Origin of the sequence: Niastella soli, from assembly GCF_017742245.1 — a bacterium.
Lineage (GTDB): Bacteria > Bacteroidota > Bacteroidia > Chitinophagales > Chitinophagaceae > Niastella > Niastella soli.
This window is the reverse complement of record NZ_JAGHKO010000001.1, coordinates 320,376-344,913: the sequence shown is the minus strand read 5'-3', so window position 1 is coordinate 344,913 and position 24,538 is coordinate 320,376. Positions and strand designations below refer to the sequence as shown.

At 45.3% G+C, this 24,538-nt stretch carries 14 protein-coding genes; 11 read left to right on the top strand and 3 right to left on the bottom strand.

What is annotated here, in order from left to right; genetic code table 11:
* The first annotated feature begins 2 nt into the window (after positions 1–2).
* Positions 3–479, top strand: coding sequence for a CYTH domain-containing protein (locus J7I42_RS01220; RefSeq protein ID WP_209136946.1), 477 nt, complete (start codon positions 3–5; stop codon positions 477–479).
* 72 nt (positions 480–551) lie between these two features.
* Here the strand turns inward: J7I42_RS01220 and J7I42_RS01215 are convergent, their stop codons facing one another.
* The 3 genes from J7I42_RS01215 to J7I42_RS01205 all read right to left on the bottom strand — a co-directional run bounded on the left by J7I42_RS01215 (position 552) and on the right by J7I42_RS01205 (position 4,654).
* Entirely contained in the window at positions 552–1,739 is a 1,188-nt protein-coding gene (locus J7I42_RS01215) for an alginate lyase family protein (protein WP_209136945.1), read from the bottom strand.
* A 46-nt stretch (positions 1,740–1,785) separates the two neighbouring features.
* Positions 1,786–3,936 carry an alpha-galactosidase gene (locus tag J7I42_RS01210; protein WP_209136944.1) on the bottom strand — a complete coding sequence of 717 codons (2,151 nt, stop codon included), beginning with the start codon at positions 3,934–3,936 and terminating at the stop codon, positions 1,786–1,788.
* Positions 3,937–4,045: 109 nt separating this feature from the next.
* On the bottom strand, positions 4,046–4,654 hold the full coding sequence (locus tag J7I42_RS01205) for a hypothetical protein (RefSeq protein ID WP_209136943.1): 609 nt from the start codon (positions 4,652–4,654) through the stop codon (positions 4,046–4,048).
* A gap of 325 nt (positions 4,655–4,979) precedes the next feature.
* Here J7I42_RS01205 and J7I42_RS01200 point away from each other — a divergent pair, with 325 nt between their 5' ends.
* The 10 genes from J7I42_RS01200 (at position 4,980) to J7I42_RS01155 (ending at position 24,501) form a co-directional block, all read left to right on the top strand.
* The gene (locus tag J7I42_RS01200) at positions 4,980–8,093 is read left to right on the top strand and encodes a SusC/RagA family TonB-linked outer membrane protein (RefSeq protein WP_209136942.1); all 3,114 of its coding nucleotides are present in this window, start codon (positions 4,980–4,982) and stop codon (positions 8,091–8,093) included.
* 19 nt (positions 8,094–8,112) lie between these two features.
* A complete protein-coding gene (locus tag J7I42_RS01195; RefSeq protein WP_209136941.1) occupies positions 8,113–9,627 on the top strand; it encodes a RagB/SusD family nutrient uptake outer membrane protein in 1,515 nt (504 codons plus the stop codon).
* A 9-nt stretch (positions 9,628–9,636) separates the two neighbouring features.
* On the top strand, positions 9,637–10,350 hold the full coding sequence (locus J7I42_RS01190; protein WP_209136940.1) for a hypothetical protein: 714 nt from the start codon (positions 9,637–9,639) through the stop codon (positions 10,348–10,350).
* A 232-nt stretch (positions 10,351–10,582) separates the two neighbouring features.
* Positions 10,583–13,033 carry a glycoside hydrolase family 2 TIM barrel-domain containing protein gene (locus J7I42_RS01185; protein ID WP_236065375.1) on the top strand — a complete coding sequence of 817 codons (2,451 nt, stop codon included), beginning with the start codon at positions 10,583–10,585 and terminating at the stop codon, positions 13,031–13,033.
* Positions 13,034–13,206: 173 nt separating this feature from the next.
* On the top strand, positions 13,207–15,765 hold the full coding sequence (locus J7I42_RS01180; RefSeq protein ID WP_209136939.1) for a glycoside hydrolase family 95 protein: 2,559 nt from the start codon (positions 13,207–13,209) through the stop codon (positions 15,763–15,765).
* Positions 15,766–16,047: 282 nt separating this feature from the next.
* Positions 16,048–18,192: a glycoside hydrolase family 31 protein gene (locus J7I42_RS01175; RefSeq protein ID WP_209136938.1), complete on the top strand. Its 2,145-nt coding sequence runs from the start codon at positions 16,048–16,050 to the stop codon at positions 18,190–18,192.
* Positions 18,193–18,391: 199 nt separating this feature from the next.
* On the top strand, positions 18,392–19,609 hold the full coding sequence (locus J7I42_RS01170) for an alginate lyase family protein (protein WP_209136937.1): 1,218 nt from the start codon (positions 18,392–18,394) through the stop codon (positions 19,607–19,609).
* 115 nt (positions 19,610–19,724) lie between these two features.
* Positions 19,725–21,587, top strand: a complete 1,863-nt coding sequence (locus J7I42_RS01165) for an alpha-L-fucosidase (RefSeq protein ID WP_209136936.1) — start codon at positions 19,725–19,727, stop codon at positions 21,585–21,587.
* A 134-nt stretch (positions 21,588–21,721) separates the two neighbouring features.
* Positions 21,722–22,906 carry a glycoside hydrolase family 88 protein gene (locus J7I42_RS01160; protein ID WP_209136935.1) on the top strand — a complete coding sequence of 395 codons (1,185 nt, stop codon included), beginning with the start codon at positions 21,722–21,724 and terminating at the stop codon, positions 22,904–22,906.
* Positions 22,907–23,079: 173 nt separating this feature from the next.
* Positions 23,080–24,501 (top strand): alpha-L-fucosidase, encoded by a 1,422-nt coding sequence (locus J7I42_RS01155; RefSeq protein WP_209136934.1) that lies wholly within the window; start codon positions 23,080–23,082, stop codon positions 24,499–24,501.
* The last annotated feature ends 37 nt before the right edge of the window (positions 24,502–24,538 follow it).

Here is a 24,538-nt window from a genome sequence, read left to right as displayed (position 1 = left end):
TTATGGGTATCGAGATAGAAAGAAAATTCCTGGTTGATAAAGAAAAATGGGACCAGGTAACTAAAGAAAAACAATCACTTTACCGGCAGGGATATATGGTTTCTGACCCGGAGAAAACGATCCGTGTTAGACTTACTGATAAAGAAGCATTCTTAACTATAAAGGGGTTGACCGTAGGCGCCTCCCGTCAGGAATTTGAATACCCTATTCCCGTATATGAAGCCCAGCAGTTGCTCGATGGATTTTGTGATACAGTAGTCAGTAAAATAAGATACTTCATTCACCACGATAACAAGTTGTGGGAGGTAGATGAATTTTTAGGCGATAATGAAGGGCTGATGGTTGCGGAGATAGAATTGGAGTCAGAAGATGAAGCTTTTTCTCTGCCTGATTGGGTTGGCAAAGAAGTGACAAGTGAGAAGAAGTATTCTAATTCGAATTTGGCAAAGAAGCCGTATAAGAGTTGGGGTAAGGAATAAAAAAAGCCCCGATGGTAAATCAGGACTTTTAAATTAATTAGATGTTCTGTTTATTTCATTTTTGGTACCGCATCACCTATACAACAACTTCTCCACCACTCCCTTGTCTGATTGTACCTGGCTGGCCTGCTTAGTGTATTGTGGATCTTTATAAACAGCTGCAGCCTGTAATAACAGTGAATAAATATTGTTCTTATTGTATTCGCCAATTTGCTGGTAGGTCCAGGCTTTTTGACCAAGCGCATAAGGAAGTAGCCAGTCAAGCGCGGTACGGAGGGTAGCTCCCTGTTGGTTTACATATTGCCATAAGTTAATGCCGGCGTATTGGGCCAGTGTGGCTACCCTGAACCAGGCCTGCAGGTTAAACGTACTATAACCCAGTCCATTGGTTCGGTCAAGTTCCAGCTGCATTTTACCAGTAGCATCAATTTGAGAATCCAATCTTTTTTTGCTTTCCTCAACCAGTTCTATTGCTTTGGCTTTATTGCCCGTGAATAAAGCGAAATCGATCGCCTGCGCGTAAAACCAGGTGCCGTGATTGTTTTTCGCAGCATGCTCTTCATTTCCATTTTTGCTGGTCAACATCCAGTTTAAATAGGCTGTATACCACTGATGTATTGGTTTATTCTCTGTTTCAGCGAACGGTTTATAACTTTGCAATAATCCAATAGCATCGGCAATGCCCGTTAATGCAATGGTTTCAATTATGCCTATGCCTCGCCCATTGGTAATGCCGGGAATGGCCTGCGCATAGTTGAGGTTGGGATTCATTTTTGATGCATCAAATAAAAACCAGTAATGCAATAACGCCCTTGTTTTGGCTGCATACTTTTCTTCCCCGGTTAAATACCAGGTGAGCGACAAAGTTCTGCACGCATTGTCGAGTTCACTCAGGTTGCGATGGTCTGTTATTTTATTGATCTCAGGATTGCGTACCCCGTCTTTTCGCATATAAGGTAAGCCATTGGGTTTAGAGCTGTCGTACCAGAAATAAGGCGCCTGGCTCATATAATCGTGCTTGTCACCGCTGGCCGGAGTAAAAGCTTTATCCGTTACCGAAACCAGCTTTATGGTCAATAATTCATCAGCCTGTTTTCTTAATTCGTTAAGAAGTTGAAGGGTAGGCGCATCCTGTTGTTGTATCTTTTTCTTTATTGTTGCCAGCTTGTTGGCATCCATTAAAAGTACGTCTGGTGTTTGTGCTGAAGAAATGGCAAAAAAGAAAAGAAAGCTACCCAGTATTGATATTATTTTTTTCATAGGACCGTTTACGTTTTCAAATGTTTTCAACATCTCACTATCCCAGTCACTCTTCAGTGATCTCAAATATATTACTTGTTAACGGTAAAACCCTGCCCGAAGTTAGGTTCAAGCCAATTGTCATCAGGTATTCGCCGGTAAATACTTTATCATTGTCGGGGTTGGTAGCCTTGGTTCCCGGAAACAGATTGGTTTCACGAAAGCGGTAATTCTTTTTAGGATCCAGACCCTGCAATTGCACTTTGGTGAAAAGGTCTTTGCGTCGGGTGGCTAAGTTGTAATTGAAAAGAACCGCCTTGCTTTTTTTGTCGTTTACATACATCAATACCGAGCGGTTTTCTTCATAGGGAGAAATGAGGCGATACAGGTCGCCATACCAGATCACCTCACTCATACGCTTATAATTTTTTACCGCCTCCTGGCTGAACTGTAATTCCTGCGGTGTCATTTCATTGACGCGAATATCGTAACCCAATTTGCCCGACATGGCCACATCTGTCCTGAATTTAAGCGATTGTCCTTTACCCATGCTGGTTATATGGGCCGCAATAGTATTGGCCGGAAAGAAATATGAATATCCCCATTGAATAAACACCCGTTCCAACCCATCAGTATTATCACTGGGCCAGAATTCAGTGAAGTATTTCAGGGCCCCATAATCGGTACGACCGCCGCCACCGGAACATAACATAATGGGCAGGTGCGGGTATTTAGCCCTAATTCGGTCTAACACTTTATAAAAACTACGAGTGTATTCAATAAATAAATGTGACTGGTTTTCTTTTAAATATGGAGAGTACGTATTCGACATGGGGCGATTACAATCCCACTTGATATACGCAACGCCGGGGTTTTTGCTGAGCAGGCTGTCTACGATGCCAAAAACAAAATTCTGTACGGCAGGATTGGTAAGATCGAGCACCAATTGATTACGCGACAGGTTTTCAGCCCGGTTGGGAAGCTTTAAGATCCAATCAGGGTGTTTTTGGTACAGTTCGCTTTTAGGATTTACCATTTCCGGTTCCAGCCAAATACCAAATTTAATTCCCTTCTTATCTGCTTCGCTTACCAGGCGACCAATTCCATTCGGTAGTTTGGCTTTATTTTCCTGCCAGTCTCCAAGGCCGGCTTTATCATCATTCCGGGGGAAGGCATTGCCAAACCAGCCATCATCCAGTAGAAACAGATCTACGCCCAGCTGTTTGGCGCCATCGAACAGCTCGATGAGTTTATCCTCATTGAAATTGAAATAGGTGGCTTCCCAGTTATTCAATAAAGTAAGGCGGGGAGCATTCCCATCCAGCACGGCGTAGTTGCGCGCCCAGCGATGCAGGTTGCGGCTGGCTTGCCCTTTACCCTGGTTGCTATAAGTAAAGATAAAATCGGGGGTTGTGAATAGTTCCCCGGGTTTCAATGTGTAATCCGATGCATAGGGATTAATTCCCGGGCGTACCCTCAATTGGTTGCGTTGATCTACTTCAAAGGTGAATTGAAAGTTGCCAGTCCAACCAAGGGTGCCGGCAATCAGTTCCCCGCTGGTTTCGGTAGCGGGGTTGTTAAGTGAAAGGAAAAAAGCAGGCGTTTGATAATAGTTAGCACGGGCGCCCAGTTTACTTTCGATATTCTTTATGCCATTGGTTAATTTTTCTTCTACCAGCTGAGCCTCCCGGGCCCACTCACCATGAAATTGCGTTAACCAATAAGCATCGGCATTAAAATGCAACATAGTGGAAGCATAATGGGTAAGCCGCACCGGCTTTTTTTCATGATGTTGAATGGTGGCGCTGGTAGTAATAACATCTTCATTATAATAAGCCGTGTATTGCAATACCACTTCCACCGGATACACAGAATCCTTCAACACAATGCGGGTGGTGGTCACATTATCTTTTTGCGTGGTGGTATGCGTGGCATAGGTTAATTCAAGGGAGGGATTGCCGTCGGCATGTACCACGCGTATGGCGGGTTCAAACAGGTTTTCCATTCCGGCGGTTAAATAAGCTTCCTGTCCGCCTGATAATTTCCCGTATTCCGTGTTAGCCAGGCGCGAACCCAGGTAGCTTTGGTACACCCGGTGATTTTTCCCAATGGTAAATACCAGGCTGGCGTTTTTTGTTTGAATAACAATAGGGGAAGTAGTTTGAGAAAAGGCTGGCAACGACAACAGACTTAATAATAACAAGAGGGAATACTTCATAATGCCTGGTGATTTACAGGCAAAGGTGCAAATAAACACACAGGTGAACCATGCACCGATTGGTGTATGATTCACCTGTATTAACAAATTATAAAAATGGCTTTACAACTTAGTCATCATCCCTTCTTCCTTCCATGAGGGCATCGTTATCGGGGCCGCCCAGACTGTAATAATCATTTTCTTCGTCATCCTCTGTTTTCTTGGGGTCCTCGTCTGGCTCTTCGGGAACATCCAGGTCGTCGCCACTGCTGACTTCGCTAACGGCGGCTTCATTTAAAGGGTCGCCATCAAAATCGGTATTGTCCAATCCTTCTTTATCAATAAATTCATCTTCATTCATATCCTGGTCCTGGTCAGGGTCGCCCAACATTTCCAGGTCTTCTTCCGTTACATCGGCTTCCGTGCCCATTACGATCTTTACTTCGTCGTCGTCATCGTCTTTAAACATATCCTTTCCATTGCGAATGCCTTCCTCATCATCTGAAGAGGCGGTGGTGTCTTTCATGGCACCGGGAACGCCTGCATTTACAATATTCTCCTGACCGGGAATATCCGATATATCTGGAATTTCAATGTAGGAATCATCCTGAGCCAGCTGTTCTTTCCTTCTTTTGCTGGCAGATCCATCCTTTGCCTGGGTTTGGTCCTGGTTGGATGCTGTATCGTTCAGCTCATCATCAGAAGAGCGTTTTGTTTTTGAAGTTTTAGCTTTTGCCATAACCGGAGTTTATAAAGATTGCATAAAAAATTATGCCCGGGAAAAAATGATGTAACTGCCAGAAAAACATAGGTCCAGGAATAAAAAGGAGCCATACATGACAGCTTTTCATTAATTAAATAAGACTGGGAAAGATCGTATTAGGGGTTTCTATGCAAAGGCGAACAGATGTTAATATAGCTTACCATATTGTCAATTTAGCAAAATTCAGCAACCCGAATACTTCTTTACTTGCAGTAGTTGCACCTATTAACTCTATTGTAAATCTGACGACGTTTCATGCTGTACCCGACAATGGTATGAAATGTAAAAAACTAACTGCTGTATGGAAAAGAAAGCTATTTCTTTTAAAGCGGTATTGCCCCCCGGCCGCTTAAGCCTGCTATTGCTATTATTTCAATGTGTTTTCCTGTTTTCTGTCCACGCTCAAACCACAAAGGTTACCGGAGTGGTGAAGGATGAAAAAGGCGCCCCTCTGAGTGGGGTAAGTGTTACGGTAAAAGGTACAAACAATGGAACGTTTACCGATGACAAAGGCGCCTTTTCACTGAATGTGCCCGGTCAGCAAACGATGCTGGTATTTTCACTGATCAGTTATTTGAATTTTGAACAGTTGGTGGGAAGCAGAACCAACATCAATATTACCCTGGCGCAGGCTTCCAACGACATGAATGAGGTAGTGGTCATTGGTTATGGCGGAACGGTAAAGAAAAGAGACCTTACTGGCGCTATCTCTTCTGTTAGTGCCAAACAAATTGAGCAAAGACAACCTGTAACACTTTTTGATGCCTTACAGGGGCAGGCTGCCGGGGTATTGGTCACCAACGACAATGGCGACCCGGCCGGACAGGGCACCATACAGGTCCGCGGCGCTTCCACCATCAATGCGTCGGGAATTGGCCCGTTGTATGTTATTGACGGGATCATCAGTGAAAATGGCAATTTTGTAAACCCTGCCGATATTGAGAACATCGAAGTGCTGAAAGACGTTTCTTCTACTGCCATTTATGGGGCCCGGGGCGCCAATGGCGTAATATTAATTACTACAAAGAAGGGGAAAGAAGGCAAGCCAACAATAAATGTAAATTATTACTACCTGGTTGGAAAGTTGGCGCATAAGCTGCGCACCACCAGCGCCGATGAATTGCGCTACTACCGCAAAATGCGGGGTGATGGTAATAACGGGGTAAATGTTGATTCGGTGAACCCTTACCTCAATGCCGATAACGATTACCAGGACCTGCTTTTCAGAACTGCCAATAAACAGGTTGCTTCGCTCAGTATAGGTGGCGGCCAGAAAGGCTTTTTGTACTACGGCGGTATTAATTATACAGATGATAAATCTATAGTGGTTAACAGCTGGATAAAAAGAGTACAGTCGAAATTTAACGTCACCTACCAGCCAACCTCCAAACTATCTATCAGCAACACCTTTGCCTTTGCCTGGCAAACGGGTAATCAGATCCCGGTAGGCACATCGGCAAGACAGGTGTTTGAACGCAATCCATGGACGAGCATTTATCGCCCCGATGGTCAGTTGGCGGGGTATGTGGAATCGAAACGTAACCCCGTGGCTTATGCCATGTATAATACCGATCTGGATAACAATTACACCGCTCAGATCAATACACAATTGAATTACGATATCATTTCCGGTTTGAAATTCACCAGCCAGTTCAATGCGCAGCTCGACAATGAGACCAACCGGCAGCTGACGCCCAGCATCCTGACATCGGGTGGGACCGGTGATGCCACCGGAAGTAACAGCATTAACAAACAGGTGTACTGGGAATTCCAGAATTACCTGAACTACAAAAAGACAATAGGCACCGATCACAGCTTCACCGCGTTGTTAGGCTTTAGTTCCGACAGGAAGAGAAGAGATATGTATAGTATTAAAATGAAGAACTATCTCAGTGAATCAATTTTGACCTCCAATGCAGGCGGCATTGTGCTGGACGGTACCGGTACCACTGCCACTGCGCATTCGGATGTGTCGGTTTTTAGCCGGCTGGGCTATAGCTACCAGGGAAAATACATCTTGCAGGGTACCTGGCGGCGCGATGGTTCTTCACGGTTTGGGAACAATAACAAATGGGGTAACTTCTTTTCGGGATCAGCCGCCTGGCGGTTTACTGATGAAGATTTCATGGGCTGGACAAGAGGCGTGTTAACGGATGGAAAATTCCGGTATAGCATAGGACAGGCCGGTAATGATGCCATTGGCGATTATGCCTCCTATACAGTAGTGAACTTTGGTCAGGAATATTACAATGGCGCCAGTGCTGCCGCACCAAGTGTTGTACTGGGTAACCCAGACATAAAATGGGAAGGAACTACCTCTTCGAATTGGGGATTGGACCTTTCTTTCCTGAAAGGCCGCTTAAACCTTACTGTAGACTATTATACAAAAAACACCAACAAATTATTATATACAAGCAAGCTGCCAAGTGAAACCGGTTTAGATGGCGTAACGGTAAACCTGGGAAGTATTCAAAATAAAGGATTGGAGTTTACATTGAGTGGTACGGTAGTAAGTGCTAAAAACTTTTCCTGGAACCTGATGGGAAATGTTGCCTTCCAGGATGCTCGTATTAAAGAGCTCGCCAACCACACTTCATTTATTTCAGGTAACAAATGGCTCATACAGGAAGGCGGCCGCCTGGGAGATTTTTATGTGTGGCAAAATGAGGGCGTATACCAATGGAACGAATCAAACGCGTATGCAAAGGATGGCACAAAACTAACACCTGTGCTGGGGCCAAACGGAACACCCGATGGCACTTATGCGCTTAATGGAGAATCTTATACTGGTACCGTATACAGCAAATACCGCAATGGATTTAAGCTGGAAGGGGGCGACACGGAATGGCGCGATGTAAATAATGATGGCATCATCGACGAACAGGATAAAGTAATAGCAGGGAACGCATTACCGGATTACTTCTTTGGGATCTCCAACACCTTTACGTATAAAAACTTTACCCTGAATGTACTCGTGAACGGATCAGTTGGCAATGATATTTATAACAAGGTTCGGAATGACCAGAATGCCAACTCCTCTACCTATTCACCACCAGTGTGGGATGCGGCCTTGTATTCATGGCATCAGGCGGGTGATATCTCCAAATATCCTTTATTCGCACGCAAAGACACCCGCGGCAGCGTCAGCAATGGTTACAACAGTTTGTATATAGAGAACGGTTCATTTATCAGGTTGTCAAGTTTAAGGTTGACTTATGCATTGGGCAATAAGTTAAAAAAGCTGTCTACTCTGAGGGGCGGGTCGGTCTATGTTTATGGCAGTAACCTGCTCACCTTTACCGATTATAGCTGGTACGATCCTGAATTCAGCGCTTCCGGTTTGAACATCGGTGAAGACGGCGGTAAATACCCCAAAAGAAAGGAAATAGGAATTGGTGTGAACTTTAATTTTTAACTGCTCAATTTTTGCAACAATGAAACGCACAGCCCATATACTACTAAGTTTAAGTATTCTTATAATAGCAGGTGGTTGTAAAAAGTTTTTAAACGAAGAACCCCTTTCTCAGGTACCTGTTGAAAACTACTTTACTAAGCTTAAAGATATCAACGCCGCTGTAACCGGTATGTATGCCTCTTTTCAGGATGAAATGACAGGCGATGGATCTGGTAACGGTAATTATTTTTATTGGGGCGAAGGCCGTAGCGACAACTTCGACCGGTCGCAATATGCCAATTCAATTATTACCGAGCTGTCATTAAACCAGCTCACTTCTGGTAACACCACGGCTGACTGGTCTGGTTTATACCGGACTATTAACAGGGCCAATCTTTGTATCAAACAAATACCTGAGGTACAGAAATATGATCTTAATGTAACCAATCTTATTCGCGACAACAACCTGGCGCAATGTTATGCCATGCGTGCCATATGTTATTTTTATATTGTGCGCGTTTGGGGTGATGCCGTGATCAGAACAGAACCCTACGAAAGCATTACGGAAGATGCGCATGTGCCAAGGGAATCGAAAGATAAGATCATCAATGAGCTCATTATTCCCGATTTACAAAAGGCCTACACGCTCATTCAGAAAAATCAAAAGCCTATTGTCTGGAATATTGGCGAAGGCGCTATTGCCGCTATGCTGGCCGATGTGTATATGTGGAAAAAAGACTATGCGGCTGCCATTACGTGGATTAAAAATGTATTTGCAGCCAAGGGTTCGTTGGGGACCGTATTTACCGGCACTACTGGGGCAAGCCTGGAGCCCGCTGCTACCTGGAAGAATTTATTCATCAACCCTACCACCACCAATGAAGCAATCTGGAGCATCCATTGGGACCAGCTTCAAAATGAATGCGCCTGTTTGCCAATATCAATTGCTAACAGTAATAATCCGATTCGGGTAGATTCAGTTTTACACACCAATTGGAAAACAACCACCGCTGATATCCGGGTGAGCAAATCATATGATACGCTGACTGGCACAGGTCACGTAGATAAGGTGGTAAAATATTACACTATCACTGGCAATGCTTTCCCAACAGGAAGCGGGGCACCTGATGCAAGAAGTTACAATGTTTACCTCACTATGTACAGGCTTGGGGATATTTACTTGTCGTATGCAGAGGCATTGAATAAAACCGGTGACAGGACCAATGCGCTGAAGTACCTGAACTTTATCCGGGTACGCGCAGGTTTAACAGCTTATCTCATAACAGACCCGGCGGTTGCTACCGAAAGTGACCTGGAGGATACCATATTAAAAGAACGGCAACTGGAATTGTTTGCCGAAGGAAAAAGGTGGTTCGATCTGGTACGTACCGATCATGTTAAGAAAATAATGGATCCGGTACTGACCATACGCCAGCAGCGATATGGCGCGCCGGCCGTTGGGTTTGGCGATGATCAGAGAAAACTGGTATGGCCCATTCACCGCCAGGTGATTGAGAATAACAGAACTATTGAACAAAATTTACCTTACAACTAATTGTATTATATGAACCGCATTATAAATAAACTGATCGTTGCTATTGGTATAGTTGCCTCCCTTTCACTGGTGGGATGTTATAAGGCGCAAACCGATTACAAAAAGGAACCGCATACGCTCGATCCGCATCTCAACAAAACAGCCCAGGAATACCTGAACGACCGGGCAAATGGGGTGGCAGCGCCTTCCGATACCATCTTCCGGTTGATGCTGCAGGGCATTCAGTATGCCGGGATCGACATGAATATTTATGCTCAAACCGGCAAAACGTTTATCCTGTTGCACAACGATGCCATCAGAAGATTGGATAAAAACGTGGTACAACCGGATTGCTTTTTTGGTGCTAACCTGGTCAATGGAAAAGCTGCTACCAAATGGAGCGACTACCCAAAGGATTTTGTAAAGAATTATTTGTTGTACCTGTTGTTAGATGGCGTGTATGATCACTATACCTTGCCGGGCATTGACAATGTTGCGGTGAATACACAGGCGCCCGCAGGAAGTCTTTCCGCTATGCCAGCCGGAGTAACCAGAAGTACGTTTACCCCTAATGATAACTCTGCCATGAAAATAAAGGTGCTTAATTCGTCACCCTCCAATACATCCGATTATCCCATTGTATTGAATAATGTGATCAATGTTCGTACCAGCAGCCTGTTGGCCACAAATGGGACCATACATGTTATTGACCGTTTTCTGACCACCACCGTACCGGTGGAATAAGGATAGTTTGAACTGTTTTAAAAATTGCAATGCTGGCCCTGGACTATCAAAAGTTCCGGGCCAGATTTTTAAGTTTTAACGGATCACATGCAACCCGGAAACGATTCCGTACAATCTGAGAATTGGAGTGATGTTCTTACTTATCTTTCACGGGTCTTTCATTGATATTTCACCAGGCTATCTACCCGGAGGCCGGGAAGGGGCCTGGAAGTCCATAAACTGTAGCTTAATAATGCAAAAACTCAGATGGTTGTTTTTATTGCTGATGGTAAGTGCATCAGCCCGTGCTCAGCAGTTGACCCGGTTAACAGGTAATTGGGAATTTTTAAAACAGGATGTAGGTGGCATTTGGGAAATAGTGCGGCCCGTAGGAAAAGGTAATCCTGAAAGCGTACCCCTATGGCAGCCTGTGCAATTGCCGCATTGTGTAAATGCCGGGGATGCCGTTGACCCCGATGTAAATTATTACCAGGGCTCCGCCTGGTACAGGACCCAACTCGACATCAATAATCCATACAGCAATGGCCGTACCCTGCTTTTTTTTGAAGGTGCCGGCCAGAAAACAGATGTATATGTATATACTACCAAAGTAGGGTCGCACACCGGTGGGTACGATGAATGGTCGGTAGATATTACCGATGCAGTGGCTGCCTTTAAAAAAATGAGCGTATTTCAAAGCCAGTTCAAGGGTAAAATTCCCATTGCCATAAAATCAGATAATTCCAGAGACCTTGAAATGATCCCCTCGGATCTATCGGATTTTAATGTTTATGGCGGCATTTACCGCTACCTGAACCTGGTTTATACCCCATCTATAGCTATTGATAAATTATTTGCAAAAGCGGAAACCGATAAAGCCGGCAAGGCTGGGACTGTAACAGTGAACTCGCGCTTTTTCCCCACTTCCACCGGGAATGCAGCTGTTTCTGTAAAACTCATTGATCCCAACGGAAAACAAGTACAACAAAAAGACATAGCGCTTACCTCTTTATCCGGAGATCTTCATCTGACTGATTTTGCTGTAAAAGCTCCTCAATTGTGGTCGCCGCAAAAGCCGTTGTTGTATACTGTGGAAGCAACGGTCACTACTGCAGAGGGAAGCTTTGTACAGAAAGAGAAAATAGGTTTCCGCAATTTTGAGTTTGTTGATCATGGGCCGTTTATGTTGAATGGACAACGACTGTTATTACGGGGAACACACCGCCATGAAGACCATGCCGGCGTTGCAGCCGCTATGACGGAAGAGATGATGCGCCTGGAAATGATCATGATGAAAGAGATGGGCGTGAACTTTATACGCCTGGGGCATTACCAGCAATCACGCATTATTTTAAATCTTTGCGATAGTTTAGGTATTCTGGTTTGGGAAGAAATTCCCTGGTGCCGTGGTGGCCTGGGTGGACCCGTGTATAAAGAACAGGCGCGCCGGATGCTCACCAATATGGTTGAACAACATTACAACCATGCAGCGGTTATCATCTGGGGATTGGGCAATGAGAACGACTGGCCCGGCGATCAGCCTGAATTTGATAAAGAACAGATCAGAAGCTTTATGAAAGAATTGAATGATCTGTCGCACCATTTGGATGTCTCCCGTAAAACCGCCATTCGTCGTTGTGATTTTTGTAAAGATATCGTTGATGTATATTCTCCTTCTATATGGGCGGGCTGGTACCGTGGTTTGTTTACCGAATACAAACAGGCCAGTGAAGAAGAGTTTAAAAAAGTAAATCACTTTTTGCATGTGGAGTGGGGCGGCGATAGTCATGCCGGCCGTCATTCCGAAAGTCCTGATAAAGCATTGCAGACAGTTAAAACCGGTGGTGGCGCCGATGAGCGCGCTGGTGATGCAAGCCTTTATGGCGGTGCAGCCCGCGTTTCGAAAGATGGCGACTGGAGCGAGACCTACCTGTGTAACCTGGTTGACTGGCATTTAAAAGAACAGGAGAATATGCCCTGGTTAACAGGTACAGCACAATGGCCTTTCAAGGATTTCTCAACCCCCGTTCGCCCTGATAATCCCATTCCTTACATGAACCAGAAAGGCGTGGTGGAACGTGATCTTACAAAAAAAGAGGCTTACTACGTATTTCAATCTTATTGGACCACCCAGCCAATGGTACATATTTATGGACACAGCTGGCCGGTACGTTGGGGCAATGAGGACGAAGAGAAAATGATAAAAGTATATTCCAATTGCGCCGAAGCAGAGTTGTTTGTAAATGGAAAAAGTTATGGCGTAAAGAAACGCAGCAGTCAGGATTTTCCTGCAGCCGGTTTGCGTTGGAACGTGCCGTTAAAAGGCGGTGCGCAGGAAATAAGGGTAATTGCCCGTACTGGTAAAGTTGCAGTAAGCGATTCAATCCAATTCCAATACCAAACAGAGAAATGGGGCAAACCCGCCGGACTGATGCTGGAAAAGATCAGCGAAACAAACGGTATAGCTACCATGCAGGTAAAGGTGTTAGACAATAGAGGTATGCTTTGTTTGGATGCTGCCAACTGGATCAGGTTTAGCCTGGCTGGTGATGGTAAGCTGATCGATAACCAGGGAACATCAAGCGGTTCACGATTGGTTCAGGCATACAATGGCCGCGCCATTATTCGCGTACAAACCAATGGCGGCAAATCAGTGATGGGCGCCAGGAGCGAAGGATTAAAGACTGTATTTAAAGAGCTGTAAGGTTCGCCACTGGGTGCTGAACCCGCGGACAGTTAATGCGATCCTGACAGGTCGCGCTTATAGTGAGTAGAACAAGACCTGTCAGAGCCTGCCCCGCTTTGCGGGGTCCAATTGAGACTAATGCTTGTTCAAGCTCAAATGATGGACCTTATAGGTCTCACTAGATAAAACATATGAAAAATAAACTAACGATATTCTGTTTCCTTATTAACGCTTCGTTGTATGCGCAGCCAAACAGTGATGCTGGTTTAAAGTTATGGTACAATAAACCTGCAGAGGTTTGGGAAGAAGCGTTGCCGTTGGGAAATGGTAAAACAGGGGCAATGGTATGGGGTGGTTTAAATGAGGTGTTGCAATTAAACGATAATACCTTGTGGTCAGGTTATCCCGAAGCGGGCAATAATCCCAATGGCCCAATAATTTTGCCCCAGGTACAACAAGCCGTGTTCGAAGGGGATTATGAAAAGGCAGCTGCCTTATGGAAAAAAATGCAGGGCCCTTATTCTGCCCGTTATTTGCCATTGGCTAATTTGGTTTGGCGATCATTGCGGTCTGGTGATATAATACCGCGGATACCGAAAACATATTATCGCGATCTGGATTTGAACAATGCGGTGGCTACTGTTCGATATACAGAAGATAGCGTAAATTATCAGCGGGAAACGTTTATCAGTTATCCGGCCAAAGTGCTGGTGATGCGGATCACCGCCGATAAAAAAGGAAGGATTTACGGATTTCTTAATTTATCAAGCCTGTTAAAGTATAAGGTCAAACCCGTTGCCGCCGATTACCTGGTACTACAGGGCAAAGCGCCCAAATTTGTAGCCAACCGCGATTACGAACCGCAACAGGTGGTGTATGATTCGGCGAATGGCGAAGGCATGAACTTTGAAGTGCATGTGAAAGTCAGGCTGGAGGGTGGGAGCGTTAAACAGCACGATGATGGACTGGAAGTAATCGATGCCGACGCTGTTACTATTTATTTGTCAGAAGCTACCAGCTTTAACGGGTTTAACAGATCACCTGGGTTGGATGGGAAAGATCCTGCTGTTGAAGCAAAGGCCAATCTGAAAAAAGCGATTGCATTGTCATATGAACAACTAAAAGGAACGCATATTCGCGATTACCAGTCTTTATTCAATCGGGTTGAATTTAAACTGGCCGGCAACGGCGCTGCAAAATTACCAACCGATGAACGGTTGCAACAATATGCATCAAACCCCACAGACCAGCAGTTACAGGTATTATACTATCAATTTGGCCGCTACCTGTTGATTTCAAGTTCAAGACCGGGTTCCCGCCCGGCTAATTTGCAAGGCATCTGGAATGAACATGTTCAACCACCCTGGGGCAGTAACTATACTACCAATATCAATACCGAGATGAATTACTGGCTGGCAGAGAATACCAATTTATCAGAGTGTCACCAGCCCTTATTCGATTTCATGAAAGAGCTGGCTGTTAACGGAGCACAAACAGCCAAAGTGAATTACAATATTTCCGAAGGCTGGGTAGTGCACCATAACTCTGATGTATGGGCAAAAACCTCGCCACCCGGTGGTTTTGATTGGGACCCTAAGGGAATGCCCCGCTGGAGTTGCTGGCCAATGGCAGGCGCCTGGTTAAGTACGCATCTTTGGGAACATTACTTATATACCGGTGATAAGACCTTTCTAAAAAATGCCTGGCCCTTGATGAAAGGCGCTGCACAGTTTATGCTGCACTGGTTAATAACCGATCCCGCAAATGGATCACTGGTTACCAATCCATCTACTTCGCCCGAAAACACCATGAAGATAAAGGGCAAGGAATACCAGGTAGGAATGGCCACTACAATGGACATGAGTATCATCCGCGAATTGTTTACGGCGGTTATCAAATCAGGGGACATTCTAAAAACAGATGCAGCATTTTGTGAGCAGGTAATAAAAGCAAAAGAAAAATTATATCCCTTTCACATAGGCCAGTATGGGCAGCTGCAGGAATGGAACAAAGACTGGGATGATCCTAATGATAAACATCGTCATTTATCGCATTTGTTTGGATTGTATCCGGGTAGTCAGATCAATCCAACCACCACGCCTGACCTGGCAGCCGCCGCCAAGCAATCGCTGATCTTTAGGGGGGATGTAAGTACCGGCTGGTCTATGGCCTGGAAAATAAACTGGTGGGCGCGTTTGCAGGACGGAAACCATGCCTATAAAATATTAAGCGATGCCTTTACGTATATCGATCCAAGGTTTAAAAGAGATGCCATGAGTGGCGGCGGTACCTATCCCAATTTATTCGATGCGCATCCGCCGTTTCAGATAGACGGCAACTTTGGCGCTACTGCCGGCATCACAGAGCTCTTGTTGCAAAGTCATAATGGAGACGTCGCCTTATTACCGGCTTTACCCGATGCGTGGAAGAACGGTTCCATAAAAGGCATTAAAGCCCGTGGAAATTTTACCGTTGCCATTGATTGGAAGGAAGGAAAATTGTTGAAGGCTTCAGTTATTTCAGTACTTGGCGGACCTTGTCGTATCAGTGCGCCATATCCCATTAAAGTATTGGAAGTAACGGCGAAGAAAGCAACTGGCAGCAATGCTAATGTGCTGACCACTTCTTATGGGCAACCACCTTATGAAAAGGGACAGGCAAAGCTGACGGAACTTAAAGTGTCGGAGCGGTATAGTATTGATTTTGTTACTAAGAAGGGGAGGATGTATACGGTGGTACCGGTTGAGTAGTAGGGAAGAAGGTGATAGGGTTGATAATGTTGATAAAGGAAGTAGGTCACCTACGCCAAGGCTTCGGCGACCGAAGGAAGTAGGAAGCGTTTTCGGCGACGCAAGATAATTATTAGTCTGAACAGTGTATTCCTGAGCGAAGCGAAGGACCTGCATCGAACGCAGTGAGATGCCCTGGTTTTATTTCACCGTTTCACCTTTCACGTTTCACGATTCGCGAGGCCAAAATTGCCGATTGCCGATTGCCGATTCACGAAAGCCATTCACGATACAACAAGCCATATGTATAAAGCAAAGCGATTAGTATTAGTTATTGCACTTCTATTCGAGTTCACCCTCGCCTTCTCCCAGCTAACCTGGACAGAAACCGCTCCCGGCGTATGGAAGGCAGTAGCAGGTGTGCCCGAAAATTATGATCTGTTAAAAGCATCGGGCGCTACACCCAATAAAGAGGGATTGTCAGCCATAACGCAAACAACATTTCCATTAGCGCAAACAGATATTACCATAAAAGTTGTCGATGGCAAAACCTATCTGCGGTTCCCTTTGCAAAAAGAAGAACAGCTGTATGGTTTTGGCTTGAACTTTCAAACGGTTCATCAACGGGGAAAGATCTTGCAATTGCATGTTGATCATTATGGCGGAAAGGACAATGGCAGAACGCATGCGCCATCGCCTTTTTATGTTTCTTCAAAAGGGTATGGCGTATTTATCAACTCTGCCCGGTATTTAAATATTTATGCTGGAACAGCGGTGCGAAAAGACAGTAAAAATGCACCAGTTGCCAAAGACCGCAATACCGATAAAAGCTGGAGTGCCCGTCCGTATTCAGATGCAGTGGAAATACTGGTGCCAGCTGCCGGAGTAGAAGTATATGTATTCGGTGGACCCACCCCGTTGGATGCGGTACGCCGCTTCAACCTGTTTAATGGTGGTGGTTGTTTACCACCCCGTTGGGGATTGGGATTTACCCAACGCGTAAAAACTTTATACACGGCTGATGAAGTAAAGAAAGAAGTGGCAGCATTTAGAGAAAAAGGTTTTCCGCTTGATTTTATTGGGTTAGAACCCGGATGGCAAAGCAAAAGTTATCCCTGTACCTTTTCATGGGACAGTACGCGGTATCCCAATCCGGCTGGTTTTGTGCAGGACCTGTTAAAAGAAAATATCCGCGTCAACCTCTGGACGAACCCTTATGTGTCGCCCGATGCGCCTTTTTATAAAGCCATTGTTCCCTACAGCGGTTCACACACCGTTTGGAATGGACTGGTACCCGATCTTATTACACCGCAAGCCCGTGCCTTATTTTTTGATCAGTTAAAGAACAACCAGGTCAATATAGGCGTGAGTGGCTATAAAATAGATGAAGTAGATGGCTACGATCATTACCTGTGGCCCGATGTGGCTACTTTCCCCTCTGGGATAACAGCCGAACAAATGCGCCAGACCTTTGGTCTGCTGGTGCAACGATATAGTGCGGAACTTTATCACCAACAGAATAAACGGACTTTTGGCCTCGTCCGTGGTTCCAATGCCGGTGGTGCTTCCTTCCCTTATGTTATTTACAACGATTATTATAATCACGAGGATTTTATCACCGCTCTTATCAATAGCGGATTTGCCGGAGTATTGTGGACGCCGGAAGCAAGAGCATCAAAGTCATCGGAAGAGTGGCTGCGTCGTTTTCAAACAGTAGTGTTTTCGCCCATGGCCATGATCAATGCCTGGGCCAGTGGTACTAAACCCTGGTCGTATGAAGAGGTGGCTGAACCCATAAAACAACTGGCTTTATTACGGATGCAAATGATGCCTTACTGGTATACGGCATTTGCACGGTATCATTTTCAGGGCATCCCGCCCTTCAGGGCTATGAATCTCGAGGAAGGTTTTGTGCCCGAAACAAAGAAAGAAAATGGCAGTGCCAACCTGGAAGACAATCCATATGCCGAAGCTGTATCAAAAGAGATCAAGGACCAGTACATGGCAGGTGATTATTTGCTGGTAGCGCCCTTGTTCGCAGGTCAAAAAACACGAAAGGTAATATTGCCCAAAGGCAGGTGGTACGATTTCTATACCGGCGCTTTTGCCGGCGATGGCGAAGTGATAACTGTTACCCCGGGGCTGGATAAAATACCGGTATACGTAAAAGATGGCGCCATCATTCCCATGATGAAACCGATGTTACATGCACCAGCTGCTGGCGAAAAAGTTGATCTTACCGTTCGTTTTTATGGCGAGAAGCCCGCTTCCTATATGTTGTACGATGATGATGGCGAAACGTACAATTATGAAAGAGGCGATTTCAGCTGGCGTGAAATTAAGGTAGAGAAAGATAAGGCAGGAAAGTGGCGCGGATCTATTGCTGCCCCGGTAAAAGGAAAGCCGAATACGATTGGCAGTGTGGTATTTGAGTTTATGACGAAGTGAGGGGAGTTGATAGAGTTGATATAGTTAATAGGGGTGATAGAGTTAATAGGTTGACAGGTTGATCCGCGAGGCTGTATTTATCCCCTCCACCGGAGAGGTAGGGGTGGGTTTCGCCGAAAAGTTGACGAGGTTGAATATTGACGCGAGGTTGCATTAAAGACGTTTGTCGTTTCACGACTGCCGATTTAAAAAACTAATTATGATCTATAAAAGAATAATCATCTGTTGGGCCCTGTTCATCGCCATAGCAAATATCCAGTGGCGGCCTTTGGCCGCCGAAGGCTTGCCGCAGGCGAAGCCGGCAACAGATAAGAAAGACGATTACAAAGCGGAAGTAATGAAAACCTTGCGCAAGCAAATACTGACGCAGGCAGGATGGGCTATACAGCAACAATCTGTTACTGTAACCGCGCATGCATCACCAAGAAGTGCCGGTGGTAAACACGACTTTTTTTCAGAAGGAGATTACTGGTGGCCTAATCCGCAGTCGCCCGACAGCCCCTATGTGCAACGCGACGGCATGAGCAACCCCGATAATTTTGTAGCGCATCGGCAGGCTATGATCCGGTTAAGCCAGATCGTTGGGGCATTGGCTGCTGCTTATGAGCTGACCCATGATGATAAATATGTAAAACAGGCATTACAACATTGCAAAGCCTGGTTTGTAGATACGGCTACTATGATGAATCCAAACCTGCAATATGCACAAGCCATCAAAGGCCGTTTCACCGGAAGAGGAATTGGCATCATTGATACCATTCAGCTGATGGAAGTAGTACTGGGATTGGAAGTGATGGAAAATGCCAAAGGGATGGACCATCAATTGCTGGAGGCTATCAGACGCTGGTTTGAACAATATCTGCAATGGTTAACTACCCATCAATATGGCAAAGATGAAATGAATGCCACCAATAATCATGGCACCTGTTGGGTAATGCAAACTGCTGCATTTGCCAGGTTCACCCATAATGAAAAGCTGATGCAGTTTTGCCGCGACCGGTATAAGACCGTATTGCTGCCCAATCAAATGGCTGCTGATGGCAGTTTTCCCCAGGAACTGCGCAGAACAAAACCATATGGTTATTCGATCTTTAACCTGGATGCTATGACCACCATCTGTCAGCTCCTTTCTACCAAAGTAGATAATTTGTGGAACTACAGCACACCCGATGGCCGCAATATCCGCAAAGGGGTGGAATACCTGTATCCCTTTATTGCCGATAAAAGCAAATGGCCTAAACAACCGGATGTAATGTATTGGGACAACTGGCCGGTTGCCCAACCATTCTTACTGTTCGGCGCCAATGCCTATGGTAATAAGGATTGGTTCAGTACCTGGAAAAAACTCGACCATTCATCGGAGGTGGAAGAAGTAATTAGAAATTTACCTGTACGTCATCCGTTGATCTGGTTATAGGGTTTAAAGTTATTGAGTTATTAAGTTCTTTAGTTGTGAGTTTGCGCGAGGACAAAAAGATAAAAGAACCTAATAACTCAAAAACTAAATAACTAACAAACTAAGAAACTCAAAAATGAAACGTAAACTAACTCTACTAATATGCTTCTTCATTTCATTACAAACTTTTTCTCAGGGAGATGAAGATAAGGAGATGTTCAATCGTGGCCGGGAGCGCGATCAGCAAGCAATTGATGAAGCGGTAAGCGGTTGGTGGACTGCCTCCATGAAAAATCATGATGAACGTATAACCTGGTGGCAACAGGCACGTTTTGGGATGTTCATACACTGGGGTGTTTATTCATTGCCCGGTGGCGAGTGGAAAGGGAAAAAAGTAGATGGCTATGCCGAACACCTGATGCGCAAAGAAAAGATCACCAGGGCCGATTACCTGGCATTGGCGCATCAGTTCAACCCCATATTATTCAATGCTGATGCCTGGGCGCGGCATGCAAAGGAAGCCGGTATGAAGTATATGATCATCACTTCCAAACACCACGATGGGTTTGCCATGTTCGATACAAAGGTGTCTGATTTTAACATTGTACAACAAACTCCGTTTAAACGCGATCCCATGATTGAGTTGTCTGCAGCCTGTCATAAATATGGGATCAAATTTGGGTTTTATTATTCGCATGCGTTCGACTGGGAGCATCCCGATGCACCGGGCAATGATTGGGAGTATAGTAACCCCGGTGGCGATAAAGGGTTATATGGCGGTACAAACTGGTTTAACGTGCATCCGGAGTTGTTGCCCAAGGCTCAGAAATATGTAAATGAAAAAGCGATCCCGCAAATAAAAGAGCTGCTGGTAAAATATCATCCTGATATCTTGTGGTTCGATACGCCTTCTAAATTACCCTTGTCAGAAAACATCCGCATCTTAAAGGCAATTCGCGAAGTAGATACCCATGTGGTAGTAAATGGCCGGTTGGCAAGAAGTGCCGAAGTGAGCTTCGGTGATTATAAAAACACAGCTGATCGACCCCTGGAGTTTTTCCCGGTAACAGGAGATTGGGAAGCCATACCTACAACAAATGAATCGTACGGCTATCATAAGTACGATAACAGCCATAAACCGGTTGGCGCCTTTGTGCACCTGCTGGCCAAGGCTGCTTCTCGCGGCGGCAATCTGTTAATGAATATTGGTCCGAAAGGCGATGGTGCCTTCGATAGCAAAGACCTGACTATTTTAAAAGGTATTGGCGCGTGGATGGAGAAGAATGGCGAGAGTGTTTATGGTACAGTGGCCAGTCCATTGCCCCTGCAAAGCTGGGGTGTCTCTACATTAAAAGGCAATGCCCTTTATTTGCATGTATTCAACTGGCCAGCGGATAATAAGTTATACGTAGGCGGGTTACAGAGTGCTTTCGGTAAGGTGCGGCTGCTTGCCAGTAAAAAAGCATTGACCGCAAACCGGGTAAATGCAAACGATGTGGTGATCGATCTGCCGGCAAAAATGCCCGATACCCTGAACACGGTAATAGCTATTGAGTTAACAGCTCCATTAAAAACAGATCCTGTCCGGGTATTTTCAGCCAATATCCCCGAGCAACAGTTGCTGGCATTTGATGCGCAATTACATGGTGAAAAACTGGGGTATGGTGATGGCAAGACCGGTAAATATTATGTGCAGAACTGGAAGTCGAATACCCAATGGTTGAGCTGGACCTTCCGCACCACAAAACCGGTTACGTTTACCATAAATATGAAATATCTTGCTGGAGAAGGAAATGGCGGGTCTTTTGTATTACAAACCGGCAGTCATTCAAAGGAAATAAAAATAACCGGCAGCGGGCCCGATACAAAAGTGTTTACAATGGAAAATATGGATACCATTGAATTGCCTGCCGGTACTCATGAACTGATCATTAAACCTGTTTCTATAGAAAAGGGCGAATTGATGAAGTTGTTGGAATTACAATTATTGGCTAAATAAAGCCATGGTAGGCGGTGACCTGTAAGGTTCATCATTTGAGTTGGCCCAGGCAGTGGGTTCAAGTGAACCTGACAGGTCAACTCCGGAAGTTGGCGGAATGATATTGATAAATAACACATAGAAAACCCATAAGAATGTATAAAAAACTTGGTGGAACAGTTGCATTGTTGGCTGTAGGATTACTGTCACAGGCGCAAAAGGTAAACGTGCCGACTGTATTTGTAGATGCCTATAAACAAACCGAGGTAATGCTTGCCAGTATTGCCGAGGAAAGAGGAAACAATACCGACCTGGTATCGCCGCGTACCCTGGAGAATGGAAAATTGAAACTCGTGCCTGCCAAAGACTGGACCAGTGGTTTTTTTGCCGGTGAATTATGGATGTTGTATAGAGCCTCCCATAGATCAGAGTGGAAAGCAAAAGCAGAAGAGTTTACTGCACGGGAAGAAAAGGAAAAATTCAATGGCGGTACCCATGACATGGGTTTTAAAATATACTGCAGTTATGGCACCGGTTACAAGTATACAAAAAACGCTGCCTACAAAGACGTGATCATTCAATCGGCCAAAACATTATCAACCCGCTTTAACCCGAAAGTAGGTTGCATTCGTTCATGGGACCACCACAAAGAGCAATGGGGCTATCCCGTGATCATCGACAATATGATGAACCTCGAATTGTTGTTTGCTGCAACCCGGCTTTCCGGTGATTCATCGTTTTATAAAATAGCGGTGAGCCACGCCAACACCACTATGAAAAATCATTTCCGCCCGGATTACAGTTCGTATCACGTAGTGGATTATGATACCGTAACCGGCAAGGTGGTAAAAAGAAATACGCACCAGGGCTATGCCGACGAAAGCGCCTGGGCACGTGGACAGGCCTGGGCATTATATGGTTATACTATGTGTTACCGCGAAACAAAAAATGTGGCTTATCTGCGTCAGGCAGAAAACGTAGCCAAATTCATTTTTAACCATCCGAATTTGCCTGCTGATAAAATCCCTTACTGGGATTTTAATGCGCCTGGTATCCCCAACGAACCACGCGATGCATCCGCAGCAGCAGTGATTGCCTCCGGTTTGTTCGAGTTGGCTGAATACAGCAAGAATAAAAAAGAATACCTCACGGTAGCCAATACCATTCTGCAAAACCTGACCAATCATTATCGTTCACCCATAGGCGAGAACAAAGGTTTTATTCTGTTGCATAGCACTGGTTCCAAACCTGCCAATAGCGAAGTGGATGTGCCGCTGAACTATGCCGATTATTATTACCTGGAGGCGCTGATAAGATCAAAGGAGGGAATGAAGAAATAGGAAGTAAGAAGTAGGAGGAAGGAGGTAGGAGGTAAGAAGTAAGAGGTAGGAAATCTCAAAATTTGGAGTCTTCGTACTTCATACATTTATGGTAAAATAAGTGAATACCTGGTAGATTCATAGTAAAGTAACGAGTGTAATATTTCGTTAGTTGCACATAAAAAGAAGCCTATATGAAAAAAGTAGTTGCTGCATGGGTGTTGTTTTGTTGTTTGTTGCATACTTCATTTGCGCAAACAGCTGCAAAGGAGTCGCGCGACAAACGCATGGAATGGTGGCGCGAAGCCCGTTTCGGCATGTTTATTCACTGGGGGGTATATGCTGTGCCGGCAGGGTATTACAACGGTCAGGCCATTAACCGCATTGGCGAATGGATCATGAACCGGGGAAAAATTCCGGTGGCCGATTACCAGGAATTTGCCAAACAGTTCGATCCGGTTAAATATGATGCCGACGCCTGGGTGAAAATGGCCAAAGAGGCAGGGATGAAATACATGGTGATCACCGCCAAACACCACGATGGGTTTGCTTTGTTTAAATCAAACGCCAGCAAGTGGAATATGGTGGATGCCACGCCTTATGGCAAAGACCTGTTGAAACCATTGGCGGAGGCCTGTCGTAAATATGGCATTAAACTGGGCTTCTATTATTCACAGGCGCAAGACTGGAATAACCCGGGTGGCGCAGCTGCCCGCAAGGCCACCAGTGAAGGCTGGGCCAATCCTGATTCCTCCAAAATAGACGAATATACTAAAGCACATGAAGGCCATTGGGACCCCGCACAAACCACCAAAACCATGGCACAGTACATCGATGAAGTAGCAGTTCCACAGGTAAAGGAATTGCTGACCAATTATGGCGATGTGGCGGTGTTGTGGTGGGATACCCCTACCGGTATGACCGATGAGTTTGCGGAGAAATTAAATGCAACATTGGCGTTACAACCCAATATCATCACCAACGACCGGTTAAAACGCCCCAACTTTCCGGGTGATTATAAAACTCCAGAGCAAAGAATTCCCAAGGAAAGCGAGCTGGATGGTAAAGATTGGGAAACCTGCATGACCATGAACGGCACCTGGGGTTTCAAAAAGGATGACCACAACTGGAAGAATACAGAAACCATTATCAGGAATCTGTTAGACATAGCCTCCAAAGGCGGCAATTATTTATTGAATGTCGGTCCCAAGGCCGATGGAACCTTCCCCGATGAAAGTATCAGTCGGCTGAAAGAAGTGGGCGCCTGGATGAAAGTAAATGGCGAAGCTATTTATGGTACCAAAGCAAGTCCTTTACCTGCTTTGACCTGGGGACGTTGTACCAAGAAAGAGCAGAACGGGAATACTACATTATACCTGAGCGTATTTGACTGGCCTGCCGACAAAAAACTGACTGTGCCGGGATTATCCCAACCCGTTACATCGGCAATTTTATTGGCTGGTGGTAAAAAGCTGGCCACCACTGCTTCAAAGGATGGGCTGGTAATTACGCTGCCTGAACAGGCACCTGATAAAATTGCCACAGTAATAAAACTGCAAGTAAAGGGAGCCGTGGCTGACAAACGATTTACCGGTGCTGGCGCCAGTGGGTTGTAATTTATGTTGACCTGTAAGGTTCGCCATCTGAGCTTGA